Genomic DNA, 24,361 nt, shown 5'->3' with positions numbered 1-24,361 from the left:
CGTTGTCAGGTCCGGGAGGAGCCCGCAGCCGGCCCGTAGCCCGGCAGCGGCGGCGTCCGGGGCTGTAGGCGACCTTCCACCCCCGCCAGGGCACCAAGGATCGGCAGCCGGGCCATCGTGTTGCGCGCCCAGATGCCGGGGCGGCTCTTCGGGGCGAGCAGGCCGAGAAACAGGTTCGACTGATGTCGCTCCACCGTCTTGCGATAGCCCTGCTCGTACCGGTGAAACGCGACCCGATGATCCCCGGCAGCCGACGAGAGCTCTCCGGCGAGGCGGTAGGCGCCGACGAGCGACAGCGTCGCTCCGGCACCCGCCGCCGGTGAGGCGCAGTGGGCGGCGTCGCCGGCGAGCACCACCCGCCCCGACGACCACGACGGCATCCGCACCTGGCTCAGCGAATCGAAGTAGAAGTCGGGATCGGCGAGTGCTCCCGTCAGCAACTCCGGTACGAGCCACGGCACATCCGTGAACGCCTCGGTGAGCAACCGCTTCTGCTGCTCGACGTCCCGATGGTCGTACGTCAGGGGCCTGCTGCGGAACATGAAGTGGACCTTCGCGCCGGGATGGTTGCCGGAGCGGTAGATCGAGACGGCCCGGCCCGGCAGGTTGTAGAGCGTCACCCACCGCTTCTCGCCCAGCCCGGGGTCGGCCTCGGCGAATGCGAAGTGGTGGCCCAGGTAGGTGAGGAATCGCGCCTCCGGGCCGAAGGCCAGACGCCGCACGGTGGAGTGGGTGCCGTCGGCGCCCACCACCAGGTCGAAGCGTCGGGTCGGCCCGCGCTCGAAGGTGACCGTGACTCCGTCGTCGTCCTGGTCCATCCGCCGGATGGAGTCGTCGAAGACGTACTCGACGTCGTTCCTCGTCGCCTCGTGGAGGATCGCGGCAAGGTCGCCCCGCATGATCTCGACATCGGCGTCGCCGGCTCGACGTTGGATGGCCCGCAGGTCGAGGCGCGCCACACTCCGGTTGGCCCCGTCCACGAACGACAGGCCGACGACGTCCGCCGCCGCCGCGCGGACCAGCGGCAGGATGCCCATCCGCTCGGCGACGTGTACGGCCTGCCCGCGTACGTCGACGCCGTTGCCGCCCTCGCGCAGCCGGGGCGCACGCTCGACCACGGTGGGAGAGAACCCGAACCGGGCCAACCAGAACGCGAGGGCCGGCCCGGCGATACTGGCTCCGGAGATGAGAATCCGCCGGTTCATCGGCTCCTGCTCTCTGGGCTGTCGAGGGGTACGCGGACGGGTTTGCGCCGTCCGGGCGGGTCTCGTAGGCTAAGTGAAATGCTCGTTCCACTTAACGATATGGAATGGACGTTTCAGATGTCAACCCCTTCCGAGGGCGGTGTGCCTCGACGTAGGACGGACGCCGTCCGCAACCGCCACCTCGTGCTGGAGGCGACCAAGGCGCTCCTCGCCGAGGGCGGCGCGGCCATCACCGTCGCCGTGATCTCGCAGCGGGCGGGCGTCGGTGCCGCCACCGTCGTCCGTACCTTCGGCAGCAAGGAGGCGCTCGTCGACGCCGCCGTGGCCGACCTGCTCGAACCGCTCATCCGACGAGGTCGGGCCGCGCTGTCCGAGCCGGACGCCGAGCAGGCTCTTCGTGGGTTCCTGGTCGAGGCGATGGCGTTCCAGTCCGCTCACTGGGTCATGGGCGAGCGGCTCGGGGTGATGGAGTTGCCCGCAACCGCCGCGCAGCGGGCGGCCCTCGACAGGGTCGGACTCGATCTGATCACCAGGGCCCGCGACGAGGGGGTGATCCGTACGGACCTCGACGTGGCTGTCGTCGCCGTGCTGATCAACGAGTTGACCTACGCGATCGCGCGGTCGGCGTCCGCCTCGCGAAGTCTCTCCGAGGCCTATCTCGCGGTGATCCTGGACGGGCTCCGACCGCAGCCGAGGCAGCCCTGAACCCGGCTCCGGGTGGCCGCGCCGTCGCGCGACCTCCGACCCTTCCGCCGGTCTGACTCAAAATTTCATTGATCAGTCGTACTCTTGCGGGGTGGCATTCGATGCTGCCACGATGGCCGTCAATGCCTTCCGTCCCGAAGGAGTGGTCGTCATGGCGGTAACCCGCCGCAGGTTCGTCACGTCCGTGTTGGCGGGTTCCGCCCTCGCCGCCGCCTCCACCACGAAGCTCCTCGCCAGCCCCGCCCAGGCCGCCAGTCCTCCCGGCGACGTGGTCGGCAAGGTCACCGTCGGCTACCAGGGCTGGTTCAGCGCCCCCGGCGACTCCGCGCCGATCGGCGGCTGGTGGCACTGGAGCCGTGACCGCTTCCAGCCGCCGTCGCCCAGCAACACCACGATCGTGTCCTGGCCGGACATGCGCGAGTACACGCGCAGCTACCCCACCGCGTACCCGAACCTCGGCAACGGATCGCCGGCCACCCTCTTCTCCTCCTACGACCAGCAGACCGTGGACACCCACTTCCGCTGGATGCAGGAGTACGGCTGCGACACCGCCGCCCTGCAACGCTTCAACCCGACGGGCGACGAGGGGCCGACCCGCGACGCCATGACGCTCAAGGTCCGCGCGGCGGCCGAGCGCTACAACCGCAAGTTCTACATCATGTACGACGTCACCGACTGGCTCACGATGCAGTCGGACATCAAGACCGACTGGCTGAACAAGATGTCGACGCACACCGCGTCCAGCGCGTACGCCCGCCAGAACGGCAAGCCCGTCGTCTGCATCTGGGGTTTCGGCTTCAGCGAATCCAGCCGCCCCTTCACCCCCGGGCCCTGCCTGGAGGTCATCAACTGGTTCAAGGCGCAAGGCTGCTACGTCATCGGCGGCGTACCCACCTGGTGGCGGGAGGGTCGGGAGGATTCCCGCGCCGGCTTCCTCGACGTCTACCACGCCTTCAACGCGATCTCGCCGTGGATGGTCTACCGGACCGACACCCTCGAAGGCCTCGACTCGTACTACAACAACGTCAACATCGGCGACATGGCCGACTGCGCGGCGCGCGGTATCGACTACCTGCCCTGCGTGATGCCCGGCGACCTGGCCGGTGGGCACCGCCGCCACGGCGACTTCTACTGGCGGCACATCTACAACATGGTCCGGCTCGGCTCCCAGGGCCTCTACGTGTCCATGTTCGACGAGTACAACGAGGGCAACCAGATCGCCAAGACCTCCGAGACGCAGGCGACCACGCCGGCCGGCGCGAACATCCGCGCCCTGGACGAGGACGGCGTCGCCTGCTCCTCCGACTACTACCTGCGGATCACCGCCGACGGCGGCCGCATGCTCAAGGGACAACTCGCCCTCACCGCGACCCGCCCCACCCCGCCCATGGTCGGCACCCCACCCCCGACCAGCGGCGACCTTGCGGCCGGCCGGTCCACCTCGGCCAGCAGCCAGAACGGCTCCTTCGTCGCCCCGAACGCGGTGGACTCCGACGCCGGCAGCTACTGGGAGAGCGGCGGCGGCGCGTTCCCGCACTGGTGGCAGGTCGACCTGGGCGCCAGCCAGCAGGTCAGTCGCCTCGTGGTGCGGCTCCCCGCCGGCTGGGGCGCGCGGACTCAGACCATCACCGTGCAGGGCAGCGTCGACGGCAGCTCCTTCTCCACCATCGCCGGGGCCTCGGCGTTCGCCTTCGACCCGGCGACCGGCAACACCGTCAGCCGCACGCTGACGACCACCACGGCCCGCTACGTCCGGCTGAGCATCGCCGGAAACACCGGCTGGCCGGCGGGCCAGCTCGCCAAGGTCGAGGTGTACGGATCCAGCGCCACCACGGACAACCCACCGACCGCCCCGAGCAATCTCGCGGTGACCGCCAAGACGTCGAGCAGCGTCTCCCTGGCCTGGACGGCGTCGACCGACGACAAGGGGGTGACCGGTTACCAGGTACGCCAGGGCGGCACGGTCGTCGCCACGGTCACGGGCACCACGGCGACCGTGAGTGGGCTCAGCGCGTCGACCTCGTACACCTTTACGGTCGTGGCGCGTGACGCGGGCGGCAACACCTCAAGCGCGTCGAACGCGGTCACCGTGACCACCGATGCCCCCGCCAACTCCGACCTGGCCCGCGGCCGGACCACCAGCGAGAGCAGCCACGTCCAGAGCTACGGCTCGGGCAACGTGGTCGACGGCGACGCCAACAGCTACTGGGAGAGCGCCAACAACGCCTTCCCGCAGTGGGTGCAGGTCGACCTGGGCGCTGCGCGCACGGTCGGGCGGGTGGTGCTCAAGCTGCCGCCGTCGTCGGCCTGGGGTGCTCGGACGCAGACCGTCGCCGTTGCCGGCAGCACGGACGGTTCGAGCTTCGGGACGCTGGTTGGGGCGGCGGGGCGGACGTTCGATCCGTCTACGGGCAACTCGGTGTCGCTGACGTTCAGCGCCGCGCAGGCTCGGTATGTGCGGATCACGGTTACCGGTAACACCGGCTGGCCGGCCGGGCAACTGGCGGCACTTGAGGTGTACGCGAGCTGACCGGACGTGGGGCGGCCGCCGGACGCCGACCGGCGGCCGCTTCGCACCCAGCGCGGCTCATCTCGATTGAGGCCCACATTTGGGCCGCAGATCGAACTGCTTTCGCTGACCGGGCTGTCGTGGTGGATAGAGCATCAGCGCTCCGCTGGAGCCTCTACTGAGGGATGCCTTGCAGGGCGGCACCCGGATGAACTTGCGTCGGCACCTCAGGACCCGTTTGCCGGACCTGGCGGGTAGGTTTCTCGTGGCTTAGTCCGGTAAATTACCCGTCGAATCGTCGGATTCGTCAAATTCTGAAAAGTAGTCAGGTTCAGCAAGGGAATCTTCGGGAATAGGCACGTCCATTTCGTCGACTGCCTGAAGATCTCGTTCAAGCGCTTCGAGCCTGCGTTGAGTCAAGGAGTTCAAGCGGGCGGTCTGCGTCACAAGTGTCCTGCGCAAGCCACTGGAGACCCTTCGCTCGGTGATGCTATTAGCGAGCAGCGAGAGGGTGCGTGCCTGTCGAGCGATTCTCACATCGGGGTGACTGCGGTCAGGGAATATATCACTGGGAACGATAATCCTTACAACGGGTTCGGGAAGTTCCTGAAGCGGCCCGGGGTGAATGTCGCCTTCGTTTAGGATTGCACCGAAAGAACTTTGAGCGAGCAATTTGTGGTACACGGTGAAGCCGTATGGATCTAGCGCGGCCTTTCGTTCCCTGAAGGGTAGTGCGCCAATTTCAGGCAATGACCACATGGAAACTGTCTGCACCTCAAAAGGGTCTAGAACGTGTCTCGCAACTGCGTCCGATCGCTGTCCTGTAAGGTGCCGGCCAATCCTCATACCGAATCCTTCAGCGGTTTGGCCGACGTAAAGCGGCTCGCCGTCGAAGTCGTAGAAGGCGTATACCCCTGCTCTTGCTTGTCCAATTGTCTGACCAGGACGCTGTGGGTCCATTGCCTTCAGTGCGAGTGCGATGGCGTGCCGGATGGCTTGCACTTCCCGCGGGAGCGATGTCGTTGAGAGATCGATCCAGGGATCGTGGGGCATGCATGCCTCCGAGCGTTGGGGGTGGTTGACCGCTTAGCCTACGCTGATCTTGCTTCGCTCGGGAGGCGCAACGCCGGACGCCGGAAACCTGGGAAGTGCTGGGCACGTAGCTGCGGGATCTTGAAAGCTCTAGCCTCGCTTGTAAAGATCTAGGCATGGGCGAGAACGTGGGCAGTGCCGTGGTTGACGACGATGAGTGGCGGCAGGTGGCCGAACTCGCCGGGTCGCTAGGCCCGAAGGTGCGTGAATGGATCTTGGAGTTGGCTGGCGATGCAGGCCTCCATCTGCACTCGGTTGAAAAGAGAACCAAGAGTCGCTCGCATGCGGAGCAAAAGATTGTCAATAAGGTAAAGAGCGACTATTCGCTAGGGGACATGACGGACGTTTTGGGCGTTCGTGTTATTACTTTCTTTCCCGACGAAGTTGACGTCGTAGCTTCCTTGATCGAACAGGAGTTTGACGTTGATCGGGACAACTCGGTCGACAAGCGCGCCTTGTTGGATCCTGATCGGTTCGGCTACTTGTCGGCTCATTATGTTGTTCGAGTGCGACGTGAGCAATGCTCTCTCCGCGATTTCAAGAAGTATCAGAACTTTAAATTCGAAATCCAGATTCGAACTATCTTGCAACATGCATGGGCCGAGATCGAGCACGATCTCGGTTATAAATCTAAAGAAGAGTTGCCCTCTAGCGTTCGCCGGCGCTTCTCGCGTCTCGCAGGACTCTTGGAACTCGCCGACACCGAGTTTCAGCAAATCCGGGGTGATCTCGAAAGCTATCAAGCCTCGGTAGGTGTTGCCGTACGTGACGAACCAGGCGATGTTCCCGTCAATCGCGATTCGATCTCCGCTTTTATATCTAAATCGGATCTTATCCGTAGTTTTGACGTCAGGCTCGTTGCAGAAATATACTGTGACGCTAAAATTGCGAGTAAGCCAAGTCGGAAGTACGCCTCTAGGTTGGCCGTTCTCCTGCAAGAATTTGGATTTCAGAGCATCGGGCACATCGAAAATTCCTTGCGCGATCGCGAATCGCTCTTCGTCGCTTTCTTGGCTCAGTACAAGGCGTCTCAGAAGCGGGAAACCGTTCCGATGGGCGGGTGTCTTCTCTTCTATCTTATGTTAGAGGCAGCGCTACGTCCGGAAGAGGAGGGCCGGCAGCTTCTGAGTCAGATAACGTCCACGTTGTCATATGAGAAGGCCCGAGCTAGGGCGGAGGCGGCCCAGGCCGAGACGGCTTGAATAGTAGGTGCCTAGCAGGTGTAGGACTCGTGCGACAGCGCGGGTTCTTGTGTAGATGTTCGGCTACGTGGTCGATCGCCATTTTGACGTGCATCGGGTCCGACGCTTGCGATGGTTCAGCCGAACTGAGAAGAATTTGAGCGCATCGGGCAGCCCACTTCGAGATGCCACGCAGGGCCGTCAGCGTGTGGTCCGCGGGCAGCGACGGACGTAGGCTCGCGAGGTGCGGACTCGGGCCTACCACGCGGCGGAGGTAGCAGAACGACAACTGGCGGTCGTGTTGCCGCGTAGGTGGAGACACGTCCGCGCTGTAGCGGCGAAGGCACGTCGGTTGAAGCGCCTAACCCTCCCCGAGGATCAGGATCTGGTAGTCGCCGCTGCTTGGCTTCACGATGTCGGCTACGCCCCTAGGATCGTTGATACGGGCTTCCATGCGCTCGACGGTGCACGCTGGGTCCAGCGTCATGGGTTTGGTGACCGTGTCGCTGCTCTGGTCGCCCACCACTCGTGCGCTCTCTACGAGGCAGACGAGCGTGGTCTGGGACAGGCTCTGGCCGATGAGTTCCCGCGCGAGGAGACAGCGATCTCGGACGCTCTCTGGTACGCGGACATGACGACTGGCCCGGACGGCCAGGAGCTCACCGTGGACGAGCGGCTGGCGGAGATTCGACAGCGCTACGGGCCAGACGACGTGGTGACGCGGTTCTGGCAGAAGGCTGAGCCGATGCTTCGGGAGGTCGTGGACAGGACCCAACGTCGCCTGTCAGCTCAGCCGATGTAGGGGACAGGACGCCGCTCGAATCCGTGGTCGACCCTGAGCCGCATCGAAGTGTGCATCGGCAGCCGGTCCAGTTGGCCACGGGCCACCCACACCACAGACGAGGACTCATCGCTGGTCATCGGCTCACCGGAGAGGTAGTGGGCACGGAAGCAGATCGAGAACTGCTGCCGTACCTCGCCATCGCTGTACTCCACCACGTGCCTGGGGTCGGAGTAGATTCCGACGATCTCGGTCACCTCAACCTCGATGCCGGTCTCCTCGCGCGTCTCCCGCACGGCGGTCTCGGCAATGGATTCGCCGAAGTCCTGAGCACCGCCCGGCAGTGCCCAGAGGCCGTTGTCGGTCCGCTGGATGAGCAGCACTCGGCCCTGGCGGTCCTGAACAAAGACAGTCACCGCTACGACGATCTTGTTCGGCTTCGGAGCGTTCGGGTTGTTGAAGTGCTCGATCCGCGCCATGCCTTCAGCCTGTCAGTGTTCAGGCCACACAGCCCGCTTCTGCCCGAGCACTCGGTTGAAGCTCGCTACGTAGCTGTCGAAGAGGTCCCCTCCGCCGAGGCGCCGCAGGTGTAGCACCGGCGAGTACGCGGCCGGCGTGCCGTAAAGATGAGTGTTCACCAGCATCTCGTCATCGAAGCGGTAGATCGAGTTGTAGAGGATGGTGTCGTGGAAGTAGATCCCGACGTTGTCCAGATCCCGAAGCTCTTTGTAGAAGGCCAACGCGTTCAGGATCTTGTTGGACATGGCTGCCCCGATGCCCTCGGCGTCTCCACGTTCGGCGATGTGCACTCCCTCCGGGTCGCCGAACAGTAGCTCCACCTGCGCGCCTGTCAACGCCTTCTCGCGGAGGGTCGCGATCCACCGGTGGTTGAACTCGGGCAAGAACAGTCCTCCGTAGACCAGTACACCAACCTGCCGAGTTGCCTGCTCCAGGAGTCGCTGCCAGAGGTCGGTAGGAACGGCTCCGCGACGCGGAAAGATGTGGACCAGTTCCGATTGGCTGATCTGCACAGCTCGCTGGGTGGGTAGCGCGTCCGGCCAGAGGTACGACTCTCGCTCGTCCAGTAGCTCGGCGATGGAGTGGCGATAGCGCGGGTACGGGATGCGAGCCTGGGTCACCCACCGCTCGACGGTCTTCGGGTCGACACCGACCCGCTCGGCCAGCGCCGATGTGGTCAGGCCCTTGTTGAGCATCCCGTTGCGAAGACGATCGTTCGGCATCGCGTCTCCTGCTCAATGGGCTTGGGGACGGCATCGGGGACGACTAACCCTAGCAAGGACGTCCCCATTCGTCCGTGACTCGCGGTGAAGTCGTCATCACGAATTCGCAGAGCCTGAATTCACAACACGGTGCCATCCAGATAGGACGCGACGAGACACGGGATCGCCGCGCCGATGGCCTGATGGAGGTGGCTATGCGCGGCGACGATACGGCGAGCAAGGGTGAACAGGCTGAGGCGGCCGAGCAGGAGGCTGCCAAGCAGCGCATCCTGGCTCAGGCCGAGGCGGAACGCGTACCCGTGGACGACACGACCCGCGCGGTCCCGGACCGGCGGTGGCGGCGTGAGCAGCGATGACCTCCCCATCGGCCGACGCGTGGCCGGCTGGCGGGTACGGCGCTCGATGACGCAGCAGATGCTGGCCGATCGCCTGCGTAGGTCGAAGAGCTGGGTGGACAAGATCGAGCGCGGCGTCCGCCCCCTGGACCGGTACTCGGTCATCCAGGAGCTGTCCCGCGTCCTGCGGGTCGACCCGGAGGTGCTGCTCGGCCAACCGCCCAGCACCCCGACGAGCACCCCGCCCGGAGTGGACGACATCCGGGCCGCCCTCGCCCGCTACGACACCCCGCCGACCCCACCACACGCGCACGAGCTGCGGCGGCAGGTCGGGCACGCCTGGTTGACCTACCAGCACGCGCACTACCCGCAGTTGGTGCGCGCGGTGCCGAGCCTGCTCGACGCCGCCCAGGGCGCGCGGTCGCCGGAGGTGCTGGTGCCGGCGTACCGGGTCACCGCGCTGCTGCTGGTCAAGCTCGGCGAGGCCGACCTCGCCTGGCTGGCCGCCGACCGGGCCATGGGCGCTGCCCAAGACGATCCAGTCCTCGCGGCGACAGCGGCCATCGCGGTGGCCCAGGCGCTACGTGCGTCGGGCCGTGACCGTCTGGCCCTGTCGGCGACCCTCACCGCTGCACGCCGTGTCCTCCCATCGTCAGCCGACGAAGGTGATCAAGAGGTTTACGGCACCTTTGGAGATCAAAGTCGACGCAAGCCTCTTGATCACCGGGGACAGGGCGAGCATGCAGGGCCGGGCGACCGTCGTGGATGGGCGGTGGGTGGGACGCTGCTCGTGCAGGCCGCGCTGGCCGCCGCCGGGTGCGGCGAGCACCGCCGGGCCACCGAGCTGATCGACCGGGCCGCGGGCGTCGCCGCGAACCTCCGGGGGTACGACGACGTGCACTCCACCAGCTTCGGGACGGTCACCGTCGAGATGGCGCGGGTGCTCCTCGCGGCGCAGCGGGGTGACGTCGACGGCGCACTGGCACGGCACGTGAGCGTCGTTCGCCGGGAGGTGTGGCGGCGACTGCCGGCCGAGTATCGGGGCGCCTACCTGCTCGACGCCGCGCGGATCTACCTGCACTCCGGCGACGTGCGCGGGGCGGCGCGGGCGTTGGTCGACGCGGACAGTGTCGCGCCGGATGAGGTTCGGGGGCGGCCTCTGGCGCGTACCCTCATCGCTGATCTTGCGCGTGCCAAGCCGGCGGCGGCCGGCGTGGCGCGACTGGCGACGCTGGTCGGGCTTACCCGGTGACCGATGAGCGTCGGCGGGCCATCCACCGGTGCGCCGGCTACCAGATGATGATGCCGCCCTGTACCGCCCTGGCGCGCTGCACGGCCTCTCGCACATTGGTCAGGTAGCGGAGGATGCGTTCGGTGTCGTAGCCGGTCGCGGCGGACAGCAGCTCGACGTTCTCCGTCAGGAGGGCGCACTCCTGCGCGAAGGCGTCGAGCTGGCCGGGGGAGACCTGGAGGTGACCCCGGTTCTCGACCGTGACGTCGGCGAGTTGCGGCAGGAATGTCGCGCCCAGCTCACGAGTGGCCGCGGAACCCCACAGCGAATGACGGAAGGCTTCAGCTCCCACTGCCGTGCTCGCGTCCGGCGGGTCTTCGACGACCTGCCGGCCCGCGTAGGAGTCGTCGTCGGGTATCCACACCGCGATATCCAGGCTCAATCGCACACTCCCGCCAAGCTTCGAAGCGCGGCTCATCGATCCGCCGCCCCGACTGGCCACGATGCTAGGTGCGCGGCCCAAGCCGGCCCAAACTGTTTGTCGGCTCTGGCGCTCCCTGGCTACCGTGCCTCGCGTGACGATGTCAGACGCGGACTGGTGGTCGCTGCTGCGGGAGTTGGACGAGCCGGTCCCACGGGTGGAACACGGCCTCAGCCCGGAGTCGATCCTGCGGGCCATGGTGGACGGCACCGTTCCGCAGTCGGTGCTGACCGCATGGAACGAGCGGGCGGAGTCCGGCGCAGGTGATGGTCTGGAGATGCCACGGCAATTCGACCTCGCGGCGACCCAGGGTCGGTTCGACCGGCTCGCGGAACGATTGAGCGAGGCCTTCGGTTGCCAGTGCGTCGCGGTGCGGCCGCAGGATTCCGCATGCTTCGGCAGCATCGAGATTCCCGCCGAGGCCAGTCGCAGCCGCACGAAACGTACCCGGATCCCGCTGTCGCTGGGTGTGAGCGTGAGCAACTTCGGGGGCCTCGCCACCTACGGAGCTTCGACTCCGTGGGGCCACAAATCTCACCTGCACCCGGACGACCGCGCACGGGTGGAGGAGGCGCTCATCGGGCTCGGCTACCTCCTCGTCCCGGAGCACATCCTCGCCGCGCCGTACGACGGCCCAAATGGCTGGGTGTTCGGTCCGACGGACGACGCGACCTGGTCTACCCGATTCTTCGATTACCTCTGAACTCACACTTGGTCACCGGTACGCGGACTCTCGACGAGTGAGGCAGACGGACCGGTTGCCGGGGCCAGTCACCATGGGTGGTCCCGGCCGTCAGAGGGAGTGAACAATGCCTCGTCGCCTGCCTGGCCGCTTGACGGTCCGTACCCCAACGCGCCTGCGCGTCTCTCCTAGTGGTGGGGGCCGACGGGACGACCCGACGGGGCGCGGCGACCGCATCAAGCCGACTGACTGGGTGCAGGCGGTCGCCGCGCTGCTAGCTGTGATCGTCGCTGCACCGGCACTGTGGATCGGTCTCAACACGTATCGGGACCAGGTGCGGGTGACGCGTGCGCAACTTGAGTCGACCCGGTTGGAGCAGCGCCGCTACGAGGAGCGATACGCCGCGCGGGTCAGCTACTGGGATGAGCGGATGAAGTTGGGTGGCGAGGAATTCGCCGTGGTGAAGGTGCAGAACAGGTCGCCGGTGCCGGTCAACCGCATATCGATCCTCGCGTACTACCGCGATGTGGCGGCCGGTGCGTCACCTCCTCGGAGCGAGTGGGTTGAGTACCCGGCGAACGCGATCGCGCCACCGTGCTCAATTCTGACGTTCCGACTTCGGATGCAGGTCAACGCTGATCGGTACCGGGACTACGAGCCGAACTTCTCGCCCGTCGTGACTGCCCTACGGTTCGCCGACACGGTGCAGTGGTGGGAGTTTCAACGCAACTTCTGGACCCCGGGGGTGCTCGGGGGTCCGGAACGACTGAGGGTCGACGAGATGGACATGCGCATGGTGTCTCGTGACGGGATGAGCCTCCTCGAAGCGTGGGAGGTGCCGGGTACCCGGCAGCCGGCCGGGGACTGCGGCGAGGGCAGTTGAGCCTGGCATTCTGTCCAAGGGTGTGCTTGATTGTTGTTGATCGATCGGCGTGCCGCTGCCGGTAGCAGGAGGACCGCCCCGTTCCTCACCGTAGGACTCCGGCAGTGCACCTGGTGGTGACGGTCTGGAGGGCGTCGAGGTCGTGGCGCAGGTGCGCCACGCGGGCTTCGGCCTCAGCAACCAGCGAGTCGGAGACCCGCGCCCAGTCCTGCGCCGACGGCTTCTCGGGTAAGGCCTGGAAGATGGTGGCGATCTCCCGAACTGTCAGCCCGACCCGCTGACCGAGTCGGGCGAACCGGATGCGACAGGCCGCGTTCTCGTCGAACCGGCGCTGGTTCCCAGTGGTTCGGCGCGCTTGGATCAGACCTTGTTCTTCGTAGAAGCGCACCGCGGACGGAGCGACGTGGCTCGCGTGCGCAACGTCTTTGACGGTGAACACAAAAGATGTCGGGGCCTGCGGGCTGACGGTCATGTCCGCAACATGCTGCAACACGCTCTTGACTTCAACCTTCCTTGAACGCCCAGCATCAGTCGTATGCAGATCCCGGTAAGCAGTGGTGCCCCGATGCAGGCCGAGGCCAACCAGGTGGCCGCGTACTGGACGCGGTTGGCGTACGAATCCATCGTCCGGTTCACCCGCGACGAGCAGGCCAAGCGCGGCTTCACGCAGCCGCAGTTCTGGATCCTGCGCCACCTGTCTCCGCACGACCTCGGGCCTCGTGACGGCGCAGCCAGGACCATTCCCCAGCTTGAGCACGCCATGACCGAGTACATCCGCCCCGAGGACGACCTCGCGAGCGAGGTCGAGGTGCTCCTCAGCCGAGGATGGATCCACGCGGATGACGACGGCAACCTACGACTCACCGACGCCGGCGAGGCGGCTCGCCTCCAGATGGGGCAGTCAGCTCCCGAGATTCGGTCGCTGATCCATCGAGGTATCGATGACGCGGACTACGTCGCGGCGCTGACAGTGCTGCACAAGCTCATCGCCAACACCACCCCGGTGCCAGAGACGGAAGCCTGAGGCTTGCGTGGGAAGCGCCCGGGCCTGCCCTGGCCGTCGCGCCGGGTGAGGCTCGGGGGCGGCCTCTGGCGCGTACTCTCATCGCCGATCTTGCCCGGGCCAAGCCGGCGCCGGCCGGCGTGGCGCGGCCGGCGACGCTCGTCGGGCTTACCCGGTGACGGACTCGCGGCGGCGCACGTCGTCGGCGGGGTTGATGGTGCGGACGGGGTTCGGTGTCGGGCCGCGTCGCCGCCACTCGCGGGGGTAGCCGAGCGACACCTCCTCGAAGCGGACGCCGTCGTAGAAGGTCGTGCGGGGGATGTGCAGGTGGCCGTAGACCATCGTGGACGCGCCGAAGCGCAGGTGCCAGTCGCGGGTGCGGACGGTGCCGCACCACTGGGCGAACTCCGGGAACCACAGGATGTCGGTGGGTTCGCGCACCAGCGGGTAGTGGTTGACCAGCACGGTCGGCAGGTCCGGGTCGCGCTCGGCGAGGCGGCGCTCGGTCTCGGTGACGCGAGCGTCGCACCAGGCCTCGCGGCTCGGGTACGGGTCGGGGTGCAGCATCGCCTCGTCCGTGCAGACCACGCCGGCCGCGTACGCGATGTCGAGGGACTCCTGTTTGGTGCTCGCCTGGGGCACCCGGAACGTGTAGTCGTAGAGCACGAAGAGCGGGGCGATGGTGGCCGGGCCGCCCTCGCCGTCCCAGACCGGGTACGGGTCCTCGGGCGTGACGACGCCCAGGCGTTGGCACATCGCCACCAGCTCGCGGTAGCGGGTCTCGCCGCGCAGATGCTGGGGGTCGCCGGGCGGCGTCCACAGCTCGTGGTTGCCCGGTGCCCAGACGACCTTCGCGAAGCGGCTGCTCAGCAGCTCGAGCGCCCACTCGATGTCGGTGAACCGGTCGGCCACGTCGCCGGCCACGAGCAGCCAGTCGCCGGGGTGCTCCGGGCGCAGCTCTTCGACGAAGGCACGGTTCTCCGCGTAGCTGATGTGCAGGTCGCTGACGGCCCGCAGCCGGGGGGAAGCGCTCACGCCTTGAGGCTAGGCGGCGCTGGCCCGATCGGCACACTCCGATCCGGTCGTGTCCGTACCGGCGGGTCGGTCAGCAGAACCAGCCGTCCTGCACCCAGCCGCGCCGGTTGATGTACCCGTAGGCGAAGCCGTAGACGTAGCCGCCGCTGCGGGGGCCCTCCACCAGGAACGTCTGCCCCTGGTAGAGGGTGCCCATCCAGGCGCCGACGGGCTGCGTGCGGACGAACAGGTCACTCGCGCACACCGTCTCGCGCTGGCCGATCGTGCCGTTGGCGGCCTGCGCCGGCGCGGCGAGGGTCACGGTGGCGGCCACGGCCACCAGCGCGGCGATCACTCGTCGTCTCACCATGAGTCGTACCCGCCGATGCACTCGGCGCGCAGGTAGCCCCAGTCGTTCGGGCCGAAGTCGAACGAGGCGGCCCACCCGTTGTAGACCGGGTGTGCGCCGGGGGTGTGACCAATCTTGTTGCCGTACGCGAGGGTGCGCTTCAGGCCGGTGGGGCCGCCGGCGGAGTCGTAGTTGGCGTAGAAGCTGGCGCTCTGGCAGACCACGATGGCGTGCCGGGGCACCACCGGATCGGCCTGGGCCGGCGTGCCGGCCAGGGCGGCAACTGCCGCTCCGACGGCCAGCGCTGCGGGTACTCCTCGACGCATGCCCACCTCCGGTGTGCCGAAACTTTCCTACCGGCGAGCGTATCGACAGCGTCGATAAATGTCGATGGTCCGGTGCTACCACGGGACGTGCCGGCCGGCCGGCATATCCGCTGACCCGGCGGGAAAGCGCGGGGCGTCCGAGAGCCCGAGACCGGAGCAGGAGACGAACATGCCTTTCATCACCGTGGGTACGGAAAACTCCGCGCCCATCGACTTGTACTACGAGGACCACGGGTCCGGTAAGCCGGTGGTGCTGATCCACGGCTTCCCGTTCAATGGTGCGACCTGGGAGAAGGAGACCAGGGCGCTGCTGAACGCCGGATACCGGACGATCACCTACGATCGGCGCGGCTACGGAAACTCGGCGCAGCCGGCGTTCGGGTACGACTACAACACGTTCGCGGCCGACCTGGACGTGTTGATGACCGAGCTGGACCTCAGCGACGTGACCCTGGTGGGTCACTCGATGGGCACCGGCGAGGTGATTCGCTACCTGGGCAACTACGGTTCCCAGCGGGTCAGCCGGGCAGTGGTGCTGAGCCCGTTGCAGCCGATGTTGGCCAAGGCGGACGACAACCCCGAGGGTGTCGACCGGAACCTCTTCAAGGGCTTCCAGGACGCCATCATCAAGGACCGGTTCGCCTACCTGACGTCCTTCTGCGACGCGTTCTTCAACCCGGACCAGAACATGGGCAAGCGGGTCAGCGAAGAGGCGTACCGGGCGCACTGGCAGATCGGTGCGATGGCCTCCGGCAAGGCCACCCACGACAGCGTGGACTCCTGGCAGGAGGACTTCCGCCAGGACCTGCCGAAGATCGACATTCCGGTGTTGATCGTGCAGGGTGACCAGGACCGGGTGCTGCCGTACCCGGTGACCGGCCAGCGGCTCGGCCCGATGATGCCCACCGGCACGCTCGTCACGCTCAAGGGCGCGCCGCACGGTATCCCGTGGACGCACGCCGACGAGGTCAACAAGGCGATCATGGACTTCATGAAGCAGCCTGCGAAGGCACGCGCCTGACCCGTATCGGTAGCCGATCGGACGCCAGCGCCGTAACGGCGCTGCGGCACCCGGCCCCAGGGTTTCGCACCGGGGCCGGGTGTCGGCGTCGTTCACGCCCGGATCAGCGTCACCAGCCCCGCCGCCACCAGCACGCCGGCCCAGAGCCGGTCGACGTTGAACCACGCCTTGCGGAGCACCCCCACCCCGAGCACCTCGTAGACCAGCACCGCCACGACCAGGGCGGTGCCGAACATCGCCACGGTGTGCACACCCGCGGCGGCCAACCCGGGCAGCGCACCCACCGGCGCTGCCGCCAGGTGCCCCGAATGGCCCCCGGAGACCGGCTCGGCCACCAGCACCGGCAGCAGCATCAGCCCCGCGCCGTGCGCCGACGACATGAGGAACGACCAGCCGGCGAGCTGTGCCGCCGACAGGCGCATGCCGGCCCAGCGGAAGTGCCGCTCGGAGAGCAGCCGCCACAGTCCGAAGCAGACCAGCAGCACCCCGCCGACCACCGCCAGGGCCGTGCTCGCCGTCACCGAGCGGGTCGCCGTGACCAGGGCGGCGACGATCGCCACCGAGGCCAGGTGCCCCGCCGCGATCGGTGGCAGGGCCCGCAGCAGCGCCGACCGGCTGCGCTCCTGAAGGCCCCGGGCCACCGCGAACAGCCAGCCCATCGCCGGGTTCAGACCATGGAACGCGCCGAGCGCGGCGAGCGTGGCCAGGGTCCCGAGGGTCACGGGAAGCAGTACGAGTCGGAGGACGCATCCCCACCCTGTAGGCGCGTCTGGTGCACGCGCAGCCCCCGGAACTCGTCGCCGTGCGGGAAGAACCGCGCGTCGGGGGTGAGCCCGCCGGCTTCGACGTCCACGTCGAGCTTGGCGAGCCACGCGCCCACCCCGTCGGGATAGAACTGGTCGTCCCACGCGCCGTAGAGGGAGTTGCTGACGTAGACCCGCCGGCCGTCCCGGCTCACCTCCACCATCTGCGGGCCGCCCGCGAGGGCCTCGTCCGGGGCGGACGGGTGGGCGGTACGACGGACGATGCCGCCGAGGTGCACCGAGCCGGTCTGCACCGGGTGCAGCGGGTCGCTGACGTCGTACTGGCGCAGCTCGCCGGTGCCCCAGCACGACACGTAGAGGAAGCGGTCGTCGACGGACAGGTCGATGTCGGTCACCAGTGGCGGCACCGCGCCGAACGGCTTGAGCAGGTCGGGCAGGTCCGCCGGATCGGCCGGCTCGGCCGGGATGTCGATCACCTTGGTGACCGCCCAGGCGTCCCCGTCGCGGTGCCACAGCCACACCGAGGCGGACAGGTCCTCGACGCTGATCACCACCCCGACGAACCCGTACGACTTCGTCGGATCGTGCGCCGGCCGCAGCTCCAGCGGCATCTGGTACTGATCGCCCAGGTCGACGCGCTGCACGTGCCGGCGCTTCGCGAGATCCCAGAAGTGGATGGCGTGACCGTAGCGCCGGCCCAGCAGCAACTCCCCGATGATGCCGTCCTCGATCATCGACGGGGTGCCCCACTCGCTGGTGACCAGCACGTCCTGGTTGAGGTGCCACCACACGTCGTACGCGAGGAACTGCGGCCCCCGGTCGGCCTCCCACGCCCCGCGTACCTCGAAGGTGGTGTGGTCGAGGATCGCGACGCCACCCGGGCCCTCCTCGCCGTCCGCGCCGCCGAGCGCGGACAGGTAGATGCCGTCCGGACCACAGTGCACGGTGTGCGGCCGGGAGTAGCCGGCCCGTTTCGCCAGCTCCTCCGGGCCGATCACCTTGACCACCTGCGGCTGGCGCGGGTCGGGCTGGGTGTCGATCACGTGGATACGCGAGGAGCGCAGGCCCGGCACGATCAGGTAGCGCCGCTCCACGTGCGGGTGCGGGGCGGTCGGGCAGAGCGCGCTGCTGCACGCGTTCCAGCCGAAGTGGTGCAGCTCGTCGCCGAGGTGCGGCAGGTCGGTCCAGCCGACGACCCGGCCGTAGTCGGGGGAGTCCGGGTCGGTGTCGAGCACCACGATGGCGTCCGGGCGACTGGCCGTACGGTCGAAGGCCGCCACGTAGGCGAGCTTCTCGGCCGGCGCGGTGGCCGCCTCGCGGGGTGACGGGTAGAAGGTGGGGTCGGGCGTCCAGCGGGTCATCGCGTCTCCGCTTCGTCAGGTGGTGGTCAGGTGGTGGGCCTCAGGTGGTGGGAACGCCGAGTCGGTCGAGCAGGAGGCGGCGCAACGCGCCGAAGCCCGGGTCGTCCGGCGTGCGGGTGGGTGCCAGGTCGACGGGCAGGTCCGCGGCGATGCGGCAGTCGTCGAGGAGCAGGATCCGATCGGCGAGCAGCAGCGCCTCCTCCACGTCGTGGGTGACGAGCAGGGCGGCGAAGCCGTGTTCGGCGCGTAACCGGCGCAGCAGCACCTGCATCCGCAGCCGGGTGAGCGCGTCGAGGGCGCCGAACGGCTCGTCGAGCAGCAGCAGGTCCGGTTCGCGGACCAGCGCCCGGGCGACGGCCACCCGCTGTGCCTGCCCACCGGACAGCTCGGCCGGCCAGGCCCGGTGCCGCTCGGCCAACCCGACCTCGATCAACGCCCGCTCGATCCGACCGGCGGTGTCCGCGCCGGTCAGGCCGAGCCCGACGTTGGCCGCCACCCGCTTCCAGGGCAGGAGCCGGTGCTCCTGGAAGACCACGGCGGCGGTGCCGTGCACGACGGTCTCGCCGGTCGCCTCACCGTCCAGGCCGGCGAGGATGCGCAGGAGGGTGCTCTTGCCCGAACCGCTGCCGCCGAGCAGGGCCACGACCTCACCCCGGGCGATGCGCAGGTCGACCCCGGCCAGCACGACCGTCGGCCCGAAGGACCGGCGGATCGCAGTCGCGGTCAGCACCGGGGTCGCGCCGATCAGGTGGCTCGCAGTCCGCGTCGCCATGTCAACATCCTCCTCTCCGCCACGCGTAGGGCAAGGTCGGATATCAGCCCGAGCAGCGCGTAGACGAGCAGGCCGAGGACCACCACGTCGGTCTGGCTGAACTCGCGGGCCTCCATCATCAGGAAGCCGATGCCGGTCTGGGCGTTGACCTGTTCGCCGACCACGAGGCTGAGCCAGGCCGCGCCGATCGCGAGGCGCAGGCCGAGAAAGAGCGACGGCAGCGCCCCGGGCAGCACCACGTGACGCAGCCGGGCGGCCGGCCCGAGCCCGCAGGCCCGGGCGGCCTCCACCAGCCGCTCGTCGATGTCCCGAATGCCGGCGTACGTGTTGAAGTAGACCGGGAAGAACGCGCCGAGCGCCACCAGGCTGATCTTCAGCGACTCACCGATGCCGACCCAGATGATCAGCAGGGGCACCAGGCCCAGGTGCGGCAACATGCGGGCCATCTGCACCGGAGGGTCGACCAGGTCGTCGCCGAGGCGCAACAGCCCGGCCACCGTGCCCAGCACGAGCGCCAGCACGCCCCCGATGAGCAGCCCCGCGCCGGCCCGGGTGAGCGAGTCCACCAGGTGCACGGCGAGCGTGCCGTCGCGGGACAGCCGCCAGCCGGTCGCGAGGACGTCGCTGGGCGCGGGCAGCTTCTCCGGCGCCAGCACGCCGGTCCGGGCCGCCAGCTCCCAGCCCAGCACCAGCGCGACCGGACTGACGATCCGCCGCCACCGCCGGGTCCGCCGTGGGCCCGCTTGCGGCGTCGCTTCGGCCGCCACCTCCGGCGGCGTGTCGAGCAGAGGGGTACGACTCACTGGAACACCGCGCTGAACCGATCGTCCACCCGGCTCCTGATGTCGACCGGTCCCGGGATGAGGTCCAGCGCGATGAAGCTGTCGGTGATCGCCTGGAGTTCGTCGCCGATGGCCGGGCTGACCGGGGCGAGCGGCTTGGCGCTGCGGGCCAGGGCGCGGCTGGTGACGTCCTCCGGAATCTTCAACTCCGGGGCGAGGACGCGGGCCCGCTCCTGCGGGTTGGCGATGCCCCAGTCGGTCACCTCGCGGTACTTCGCAAGGAACGCCCGGACGTCGTCCGTGCGCTTGGTGACCGCGTCGGGGGCGGCCAGCACGTACTCGCGGTTGCTGGCCAGGCCGGTCGCGTCGGCGAGCACCCGTACGCCCGGCTGCTCGGCCAGGGCGAAGTACGGGTCCCAGATCACCCACGCGTCGACCTGCCCGCTGTCGAAGGCGGGCCGCCCCTCGGCCGGCTTGAGGTACTTGACGTTGATGTCGCGCAGCGTCATCTTGTTGGCCTCCAGCAGCCGGACCAGCAGCCAGTGCACGTTGGAGCCCTTGTTCAGGGCGACCGTTCTGCCCTTGAGGTCGGCGAAGCTGCGGTAGCCGCTGTCCGCCTTGACGAGTACGGCCTCACCCTGCGGGATCGGCGCGGAGGTGCCGATGATGGAGAACGGGATCTTGCCGGCGGCGGCGAAGACCGGCGGGGCCTCGCCCACCTGTCCGATGTCGATCGATCCGGCCTTGAGCGCCTCGGTCAGCGCCGGCCCGCTCTCGAACAGCGACCACTCGACGTCCGGGGCGGCGTCGCGCGCCTTGACCAGGCTCAGCCCGCCGAAGCGCTGGTAGCCGATCCGCAACTTGCCCTTGCCACCGTCGCCGCCGGCGTCGGCCGGTCCGCCGCAGGCGCTCACGCCGGCCGCGGCGACGAGGACGAGGGCGGTGATCGCGGCCGTGAACAGGCGGCGGCGCGGGGGATGACGCATGACGGCTCCTTGGGCGAGCGGGTGGGCCGGGCCGCGTCGACCGGCGTGGGATGGCGTGGGCGGTAGCCTACTAACCCGATAGGTTTTATGGGTAGGCTGTCGGCGGGTTCGTCCCACCCCTCAGGAGCGCCGCGCGCACACACGGAAAGAGTCCCGATGACCCTCACCTTCCACTGGTTCCTGCCCACCAACGGCGACAGCCGGGACGTCGTCGGCGGTGGACACGGCGTACCGACCGGTACGGCCGGGGGCGCCCGCCCGCCGAGCGTGGCCTACCTGGGTCAGATCGCCCGCACTGCCGAGCAACTCGGCTTCGTCGGCGCGCTCACCCCGACCGGCGCGTGGTGCGAGGACGCCTGGCTCAGCACCGCGATGCTCACCGAGGTCACCGAACGTCTCAAGTTCCTGGTGGCGTTCCGGCCCGGCCTGACCTCACCCACCCTCGCCGCGCAGATGGCCTCCACCTTCCAACGGCTGTCCCGGGGCCGACTGCTGCTCAACGTGGTCACCGGCGGCGAGTCGACCGAGCAGCGGGCGTACGGCGACTTCCTGGACAAGGACGCCCGGTACGCGCGCACGGACGAGTTCCTGCACGTCGTCCGCGCGCTGTGGCGGGGCGAGACCGTCGACCACGCGGGCGAACACCTGCGCGTCGAGCAGGCGCGACTGCACCGCCTGCCCGACCCCACACCGCCGGTCTACTTCGGTGGCTCGTCCGCAGCCGCCCTGCCCGTGGCCGTGCGGCACAGCGACGTCTACCTCACCTGGGGCGAGCCACCGGCCCAGGTCGCCGAGAAGATTGACCGGGTACGGGCCCTGGCCGCCGACGCCGGCCGGAAGCTGCGCTTCGGCATCCGGCTGCACGTCATCGCCCGCGACACCGCCGACGAGGCGTGGGCACAGGCTCGCCGGCTGCTCAACGGCATCGCCGAGGCCGACATCAAGGCGGTGCAGGAGGGGCTGCGTCGCAGCGAGTCGGAGGGGCAGCGCCGGATGCTCGACCTGCACGGCGGCTCCCGCGACAGCCTCGAGGTCGCACCCAACCTGTGGGCCGGCGTCGGCCTGGTACGGGGTGGCGCCGGCACCGCCCTCGTGGGCAGCCACCGCGAGATCGCCGACCGGATCGCCGAGTACCACGCGCTCGGCATCGACGAGTTCATCCTCTCCGGCTACCCCCACCTGGAGGAGGCGTACTGGTTCGGCGAGGGGGTGCTACCGATCCTGCGCGAGCGCGGCCTGTGGCAACACCCCGACGCCCAGCCCGTGGACCTACCGGATATCCCCTTCGCCGGCACGACAACACCCCGCCCGACGCCGGAGCCCGCGATCGTTGGTCGTTGAGCGCCACGACACGCCGTGCGGTTCGCCGCTGCGCCGCCAACGATCATCGGGTCACCCGCCCGTGCCGTTGATCAGGCCCATGGCGCGGACGATCCGGTAGGCGGCACCAGCACCCGGCGACGCGCCGCCGCCTAGCTGCCCGTTCCGGCCGTGCCGGTAGTCTCGCCGCGTGAATCCGAAGGTGATCGAGGGCCGGTTGACCCAGACGCAGGCCGGCTCGGGTGTGGAACGGCGCGTTTTCGGTGAGTTCGTCGGGTCCCGCGGTGAGCTCGCGTCGTACGCGTTCGGCTGGACGACAAACTCCGAGGACCACGTCGCTCGGCTCACGGTGGGGATCGGGGCCGGAAACCCCGGCGGCGGCAGCTTCCACGCGGTCATCTTCGAAAGGGAGAGCAGCTATGCCTGCTCGCTCGTCGACGAGCCGTTCGAGCGAGTCCCCGAGGGCGGGCCGGACCTCACCGCGACGGAGGCCCGCGCCCACGAGGATCTGCCGTTCATCTGGTGGGTGGTGGACCTCGTCATGGAGCGTGACCGGCGCGCGCGGTGGATGAAACACTGGCTGCTGGAGACCAACAGCATCCAGACCCGCGAGGTCTTCGACCAGAAAGAGCCGATCCTGTACGTCAGCCACGACGCCGACGACGGACTCTGGCAACTCATCGGCGCGAGCGACGCCGACCCCGCGACGGGCAAGCTCAGCCACCTTCACCACGCCGTGGAACACGACCTCACGCTGCTCGACGTTCTCGACCTCGGCCCTGGCGAGAGCGCCCACCGCACCGGGCCGGACGCGCCCTGGACCGCCGGGCCGTCCTGAGACGAGCGGGGGGCTTGATCAGCGCCGAGGCATCTGGCGTAGCAGGTCGGCGATCGGCGATTCCGTCGGCCCACGGCTCAGCGCAATTCGATCTCGACCTGGTGCTCCGCGAGCATGCCCAGCAGATAGTCCAACGTGGTCGCCGGACGCAGCAAATGCCGGTCGTAGCCGGCGACGAGGTGTTCGCGAGCGATGGCGGAGTTGTGCCACACCAGCCGAAATGGTGTACGCGCGCCGAACCCTCCGGCGAGGCAGTCCTCGAGGGCGTCGAGGTTCCAACCGAAGTATCCGCCCGGGCCGTTGATCGCCTCGCCGATCGCGCAGTAGAACCCTTCAACGTCGGTGACGAACCGGCCGTCGAGTTCGTACGTGCTGCCGGCCGGCTGGTCCGGCGCACCGGATTGGTGGGCGAGTGCTGCTCCTGCCCAGCGTTGGCGCAGCTCCCGGTCGTAGCCGGCCCACAGGTTCTTCTCCACGGGCCGTCCGGTCCACCAGTGCCTGAGGACGCCGAGGACGCCGGTCGGCATCGGTTCCTGCGGGTCGCTGTCGATGGTCACGTCGAGGAGTCCGGGACCGAGGCGCGACGGCTCGCCGGCCTGGACGGTTCCGGACACCACGGCGGCGATGACCGGGCTGATCGAACCGTCGGCGGCGACCATGTAGACCTCGGCGCGGATCCGGCGGCGGCGCAGGCCGCCCTTGGTCGACTGCCCGACCGCGCCCAGCGCATTCAGCAACAGTGGTTCCGGTCGGCAGCCGAGCAGCCGGACCTGCGGCACCGGCGGTGCGGCTTGCTCGCGGAACACCCCGATGACATCCCGACAGGTACCGTAGGGTGCATCGTCCGGGTCCAGGAGGACGAATTCGGTGACGTCGTCGCTAGGACGTTCGACGGCGTCCGTGCGGTCGTAGACGTGGACGAACCCGTCGAGGTCGATGTCCACGGTTTCCGGCATCGTCGCGCTTGGCCGTTGCGCGAGGACGACGACGTCGGCGAGGTCCTCGCCCCACCAGGACGGCGGCGTGCCTGGTGGTGGGGGAGGTGCCGTTACGGAGAGGTTCCCCAGCCAGGCTCTTTCGGTTCCGAGTGCCTCGGCGGGCAGCCGGTCGAGCAGATCGGCGAGCGCGCCGGCCGGGGCGCAGCCGACGAGCGTGAACCGCTCCCGCGGCCGGGGCGGCAGATCGACGAACACTCCTTCGATCTCCGCGCACAGCGCCAGCGGGATGTCGATCTCGTAAGAGTCCTCGAAGCCGGCGTCGCCGAGGAGTAGCCAGCGCGGGCTGACCGGATGCTCCCACGTCCACCGCCGCAGCTCCGGCGGACCGCCAGCATCAAGGCCCGCGCTCGTCGTCACGCCGCGACCCTACCAACCGGAAATTGCTACGGCGGAGAGCAGGTTGGGCTGCCTAACGCGCGACCAGCGGCAGATCCGGGTGTCTGATCTCGGCAGACATATGGCAGGCAGGAAGGTACCGCTCATGCCTCGGCTGGGCAGCGT

General features: G+C 68.5%; 27 protein-coding genes. 12 read left to right on the top strand and 15 right to left on the bottom strand.

Annotated features, from left to right (window positions below; translation table 11 throughout):
- Window positions 1–5 precede the first annotated feature (5 nt).
- Entirely contained in the window at window positions 6–1,205 is a 1,200-nt protein-coding gene (locus ACQP0N_RS18835) for an FAD-dependent monooxygenase (protein WP_433112270.1), read from the bottom strand.
- A 117-nt stretch (window positions 1,206–1,322) separates the two neighbouring features.
- Between ACQP0N_RS18835 and ACQP0N_RS18830 the strand changes: the two genes are divergently transcribed.
- Window positions 1,323–1,910 carry a TetR/AcrR family transcriptional regulator gene (locus tag ACQP0N_RS18830; protein WP_433112267.1) on the top strand — a complete coding sequence of 196 codons (588 nt, stop codon included), beginning with the start codon at window positions 1,323–1,325 and terminating at the stop codon, window positions 1,908–1,910.
- A 151-nt stretch (window positions 1,911–2,061) separates the two neighbouring features.
- Window positions 2,062–4,440, top strand: a complete 2,379-nt coding sequence (locus tag ACQP0N_RS18825) for a galactose-binding domain-containing protein (protein ID WP_433112264.1) — start codon at window positions 2,062–2,064, stop codon at window positions 4,438–4,440.
- A gap of 249 nt (window positions 4,441–4,689) precedes the next feature.
- Here ACQP0N_RS18825 and ACQP0N_RS18820 read toward each other — a convergent pair whose 3' ends face one another.
- A complete protein-coding gene (locus tag ACQP0N_RS18820) occupies window positions 4,690–5,472 on the bottom strand; it encodes a GIY-YIG nuclease family protein (protein WP_433112261.1) in 783 nt (260 codons plus the stop codon).
- A 155-nt stretch (window positions 5,473–5,627) separates the two neighbouring features.
- Between ACQP0N_RS18820 and ACQP0N_RS18815 the strand changes: the two genes are divergently transcribed.
- Window positions 5,628–6,713, top strand: coding sequence for a GTP pyrophosphokinase (locus ACQP0N_RS18815; RefSeq protein WP_433112258.1), 1,086 nt, complete (start codon window positions 5,628–5,630; stop codon window positions 6,711–6,713).
- 223 nt (window positions 6,714–6,936) lie between these two features.
- Window positions 6,937–7,494 carry an HD domain-containing protein gene (locus ACQP0N_RS18810; protein WP_433112255.1) on the top strand — a complete coding sequence of 186 codons (558 nt, stop codon included), beginning with the start codon at window positions 6,937–6,939 and terminating at the stop codon, window positions 7,492–7,494.
- On the opposite strand, the gene ACQP0N_RS18805 is transcribed toward ACQP0N_RS18810, so the two are convergent.
- A complete protein-coding gene (locus ACQP0N_RS18805; protein WP_433112253.1) occupies window positions 7,482–7,952 on the bottom strand; it encodes an NUDIX domain-containing protein in 471 nt (156 codons plus the stop codon). The genes ACQP0N_RS18810 and ACQP0N_RS18805 overlap by 13 nt on opposite strands.
- A 12-nt stretch (window positions 7,953–7,964) precedes the next feature.
- Window positions 7,965–8,714, bottom strand: a complete 750-nt coding sequence (locus ACQP0N_RS18800) for a helix-turn-helix domain-containing protein (protein ID WP_433112250.1) — start codon at window positions 8,712–8,714, stop codon at window positions 7,965–7,967.
- Between the two features lie 194 nt (window positions 8,715–8,908).
- On the opposite strand from ACQP0N_RS18800, the gene ACQP0N_RS18795 reads away from it, so the two are divergent.
- Together ACQP0N_RS18795 and ACQP0N_RS18790 are read left to right on the top strand one after the other, a co-directional pair.
- A complete protein-coding gene (locus ACQP0N_RS18795) occupies window positions 8,909–9,070 on the top strand; it encodes a hypothetical protein (RefSeq protein ID WP_433112247.1) in 162 nt (53 codons plus the stop codon).
- Window positions 9,057–10,301, top strand: coding sequence for a helix-turn-helix domain-containing protein (locus ACQP0N_RS18790; protein ID WP_433112244.1), 1,245 nt, complete (start codon window positions 9,057–9,059; stop codon window positions 10,299–10,301). Before ACQP0N_RS18795 ends, ACQP0N_RS18790 begins: the two co-directional genes overlap by 14 nt.
- A 37-nt stretch (window positions 10,302–10,338) precedes the next feature.
- Here the strand turns inward: ACQP0N_RS18790 and ACQP0N_RS18785 are convergent, their stop codons facing one another.
- Window positions 10,339–10,728: a hypothetical protein gene (locus ACQP0N_RS18785; protein ID WP_433112241.1), complete on the bottom strand. Its 390-nt coding sequence runs from the start codon at window positions 10,726–10,728 to the stop codon at window positions 10,339–10,341.
- Between the two features lie 127 nt (window positions 10,729–10,855).
- On the opposite strand from ACQP0N_RS18785, the gene ACQP0N_RS18780 reads away from it, so the two are divergent.
- Window positions 10,856–11,464 (top strand): hypothetical protein, encoded by a 609-nt coding sequence (locus ACQP0N_RS18780; protein ID WP_433112238.1) that lies wholly within the window; start codon window positions 10,856–10,858, stop codon window positions 11,462–11,464.
- A 232-nt stretch (window positions 11,465–11,696) separates the two neighbouring features.
- On the top strand, window positions 11,697–12,326 hold the full coding sequence (locus ACQP0N_RS18775; RefSeq protein WP_433112235.1) for a hypothetical protein: 630 nt from the start codon (window positions 11,697–11,699) through the stop codon (window positions 12,324–12,326).
- An 85-nt stretch (window positions 12,327–12,411) separates the two neighbouring features.
- Here the strand turns inward: ACQP0N_RS18775 and ACQP0N_RS18770 are convergent, their stop codons facing one another.
- On the bottom strand, window positions 12,412–12,798 hold the full coding sequence (locus tag ACQP0N_RS18770; RefSeq protein WP_433112232.1) for a MerR family transcriptional regulator: 387 nt from the start codon (window positions 12,796–12,798) through the stop codon (window positions 12,412–12,414).
- A gap of 63 nt (window positions 12,799–12,861) precedes the next feature.
- Here ACQP0N_RS18770 and ACQP0N_RS18765 point away from each other — a divergent pair, with 63 nt between their 5' ends.
- Entirely contained in the window at window positions 12,862–13,350 is a 489-nt protein-coding gene (locus ACQP0N_RS18765; protein WP_433112229.1) for a MarR family transcriptional regulator, read from the top strand.
- A gap of 147 nt (window positions 13,351–13,497) precedes the next feature.
- Here the strand turns inward: ACQP0N_RS18765 and ACQP0N_RS18760 are convergent, their stop codons facing one another.
- From ACQP0N_RS18760 to ACQP0N_RS18750, 3 genes are all read right to left on the bottom strand, one after another.
- Complete coding sequence (locus ACQP0N_RS18760) at window positions 13,498–14,364, bottom strand: metallophosphoesterase family protein (protein WP_433112226.1); 867 nt, start codon at window positions 14,362–14,364, stop codon at window positions 13,498–13,500.
- 70 nt (window positions 14,365–14,434) lie between these two features.
- Window positions 14,435–14,713 (bottom strand): hypothetical protein, encoded by a 279-nt coding sequence (locus ACQP0N_RS18755; protein ID WP_433112223.1) that lies wholly within the window; start codon window positions 14,711–14,713, stop codon window positions 14,435–14,437.
- Window positions 14,707–15,018, bottom strand: a complete 312-nt coding sequence (locus ACQP0N_RS18750; RefSeq protein WP_433112220.1) for a hypothetical protein — start codon at window positions 15,016–15,018, stop codon at window positions 14,707–14,709. Before ACQP0N_RS18750 ends, ACQP0N_RS18755 begins: the two co-directional genes overlap by 7 nt.
- 169 nt (window positions 15,019–15,187) lie before the next feature.
- On the opposite strand from ACQP0N_RS18750, the gene ACQP0N_RS18745 reads away from it, so the two are divergent.
- The gene (locus ACQP0N_RS18745) at window positions 15,188–16,039 is read left to right on the top strand and encodes an alpha/beta fold hydrolase (RefSeq protein ID WP_433112217.1); all 852 of its coding nucleotides are present in this window, start codon (window positions 15,188–15,190) and stop codon (window positions 16,037–16,039) included.
- 92 nt (window positions 16,040–16,131) lie between these two features.
- Here ACQP0N_RS18745 and ACQP0N_RS18740 read toward each other — a convergent pair whose 3' ends face one another.
- The 5 genes from ACQP0N_RS18740 to ACQP0N_RS18720 are packed head-to-tail and all read right to left on the bottom strand — an operon-like array spanning window position 16,132 to window position 20,704.
- Window positions 16,132–16,761 carry a hypothetical protein gene (locus tag ACQP0N_RS18740; RefSeq protein WP_433112214.1) on the bottom strand — a complete coding sequence of 210 codons (630 nt, stop codon included), beginning with the start codon at window positions 16,759–16,761 and terminating at the stop codon, window positions 16,132–16,134.
- Window positions 16,758–18,164 carry a selenium-binding family protein gene (locus tag ACQP0N_RS18735; protein ID WP_433112211.1) on the bottom strand — a complete coding sequence of 469 codons (1,407 nt, stop codon included), beginning with the start codon at window positions 18,162–18,164 and terminating at the stop codon, window positions 16,758–16,760. Before ACQP0N_RS18735 ends, ACQP0N_RS18740 begins: the two co-directional genes overlap by 4 nt.
- A gap of 40 nt (window positions 18,165–18,204) precedes the next feature.
- Entirely contained in the window at window positions 18,205–18,936 is a 732-nt protein-coding gene (locus ACQP0N_RS18730; protein ID WP_433112208.1) for an ABC transporter ATP-binding protein, read from the bottom strand.
- Window positions 18,909–19,739 (bottom strand): ABC transporter permease, encoded by an 831-nt coding sequence (locus tag ACQP0N_RS18725; RefSeq protein ID WP_433112205.1) that lies wholly within the window; start codon window positions 19,737–19,739, stop codon window positions 18,909–18,911. The genes ACQP0N_RS18730 and ACQP0N_RS18725 overlap by 28 nt, the downstream gene beginning before the upstream one ends.
- Window positions 19,736–20,704 carry an aliphatic sulfonate ABC transporter substrate-binding protein gene (locus tag ACQP0N_RS18720; RefSeq protein ID WP_433112202.1) on the bottom strand — a complete coding sequence of 323 codons (969 nt, stop codon included), beginning with the start codon at window positions 20,702–20,704 and terminating at the stop codon, window positions 19,736–19,738. The genes ACQP0N_RS18725 and ACQP0N_RS18720 overlap by 4 nt, the downstream gene beginning before the upstream one ends.
- A gap of 156 nt (window positions 20,705–20,860) precedes the next feature.
- Here ACQP0N_RS18720 and ACQP0N_RS18715 point away from each other — a divergent pair, with 156 nt between their 5' ends.
- Together ACQP0N_RS18715 and ACQP0N_RS18710 are read left to right on the top strand one after the other, a co-directional pair.
- Complete coding sequence (locus ACQP0N_RS18715; RefSeq protein ID WP_433112199.1) at window positions 20,861–22,045, top strand: LLM class flavin-dependent oxidoreductase; 1,185 nt, start codon at window positions 20,861–20,863, stop codon at window positions 22,043–22,045.
- Window positions 22,046–22,214: 169 nt separating this feature from the next.
- The gene (locus ACQP0N_RS18710) at window positions 22,215–22,862 is read left to right on the top strand and encodes a hypothetical protein (protein WP_433112197.1); all 648 of its coding nucleotides are present in this window, start codon (window positions 22,215–22,217) and stop codon (window positions 22,860–22,862) included.
- 77 nt (window positions 22,863–22,939) lie between these two features.
- Here ACQP0N_RS18710 and ACQP0N_RS18705 read toward each other — a convergent pair whose 3' ends face one another.
- The gene (locus ACQP0N_RS18705; RefSeq protein ID WP_433112194.1) at window positions 22,940–24,217 is read right to left on the bottom strand and encodes a barstar family protein; all 1,278 of its coding nucleotides are present in this window, start codon (window positions 24,215–24,217) and stop codon (window positions 22,940–22,942) included.
- Window positions 24,218–24,361 lie beyond the last annotated feature (144 nt).

Source organism: Micromonospora sp. CA-246542 (assembly GCF_050942905.1).
GTDB lineage: Bacteria > Actinomycetota > Actinomycetes > Mycobacteriales > Micromonosporaceae > Micromonospora.
Note: the sequence above shows the minus strand (reverse complement) of the source record. Positions and strands in the feature narration are given on the sequence as shown.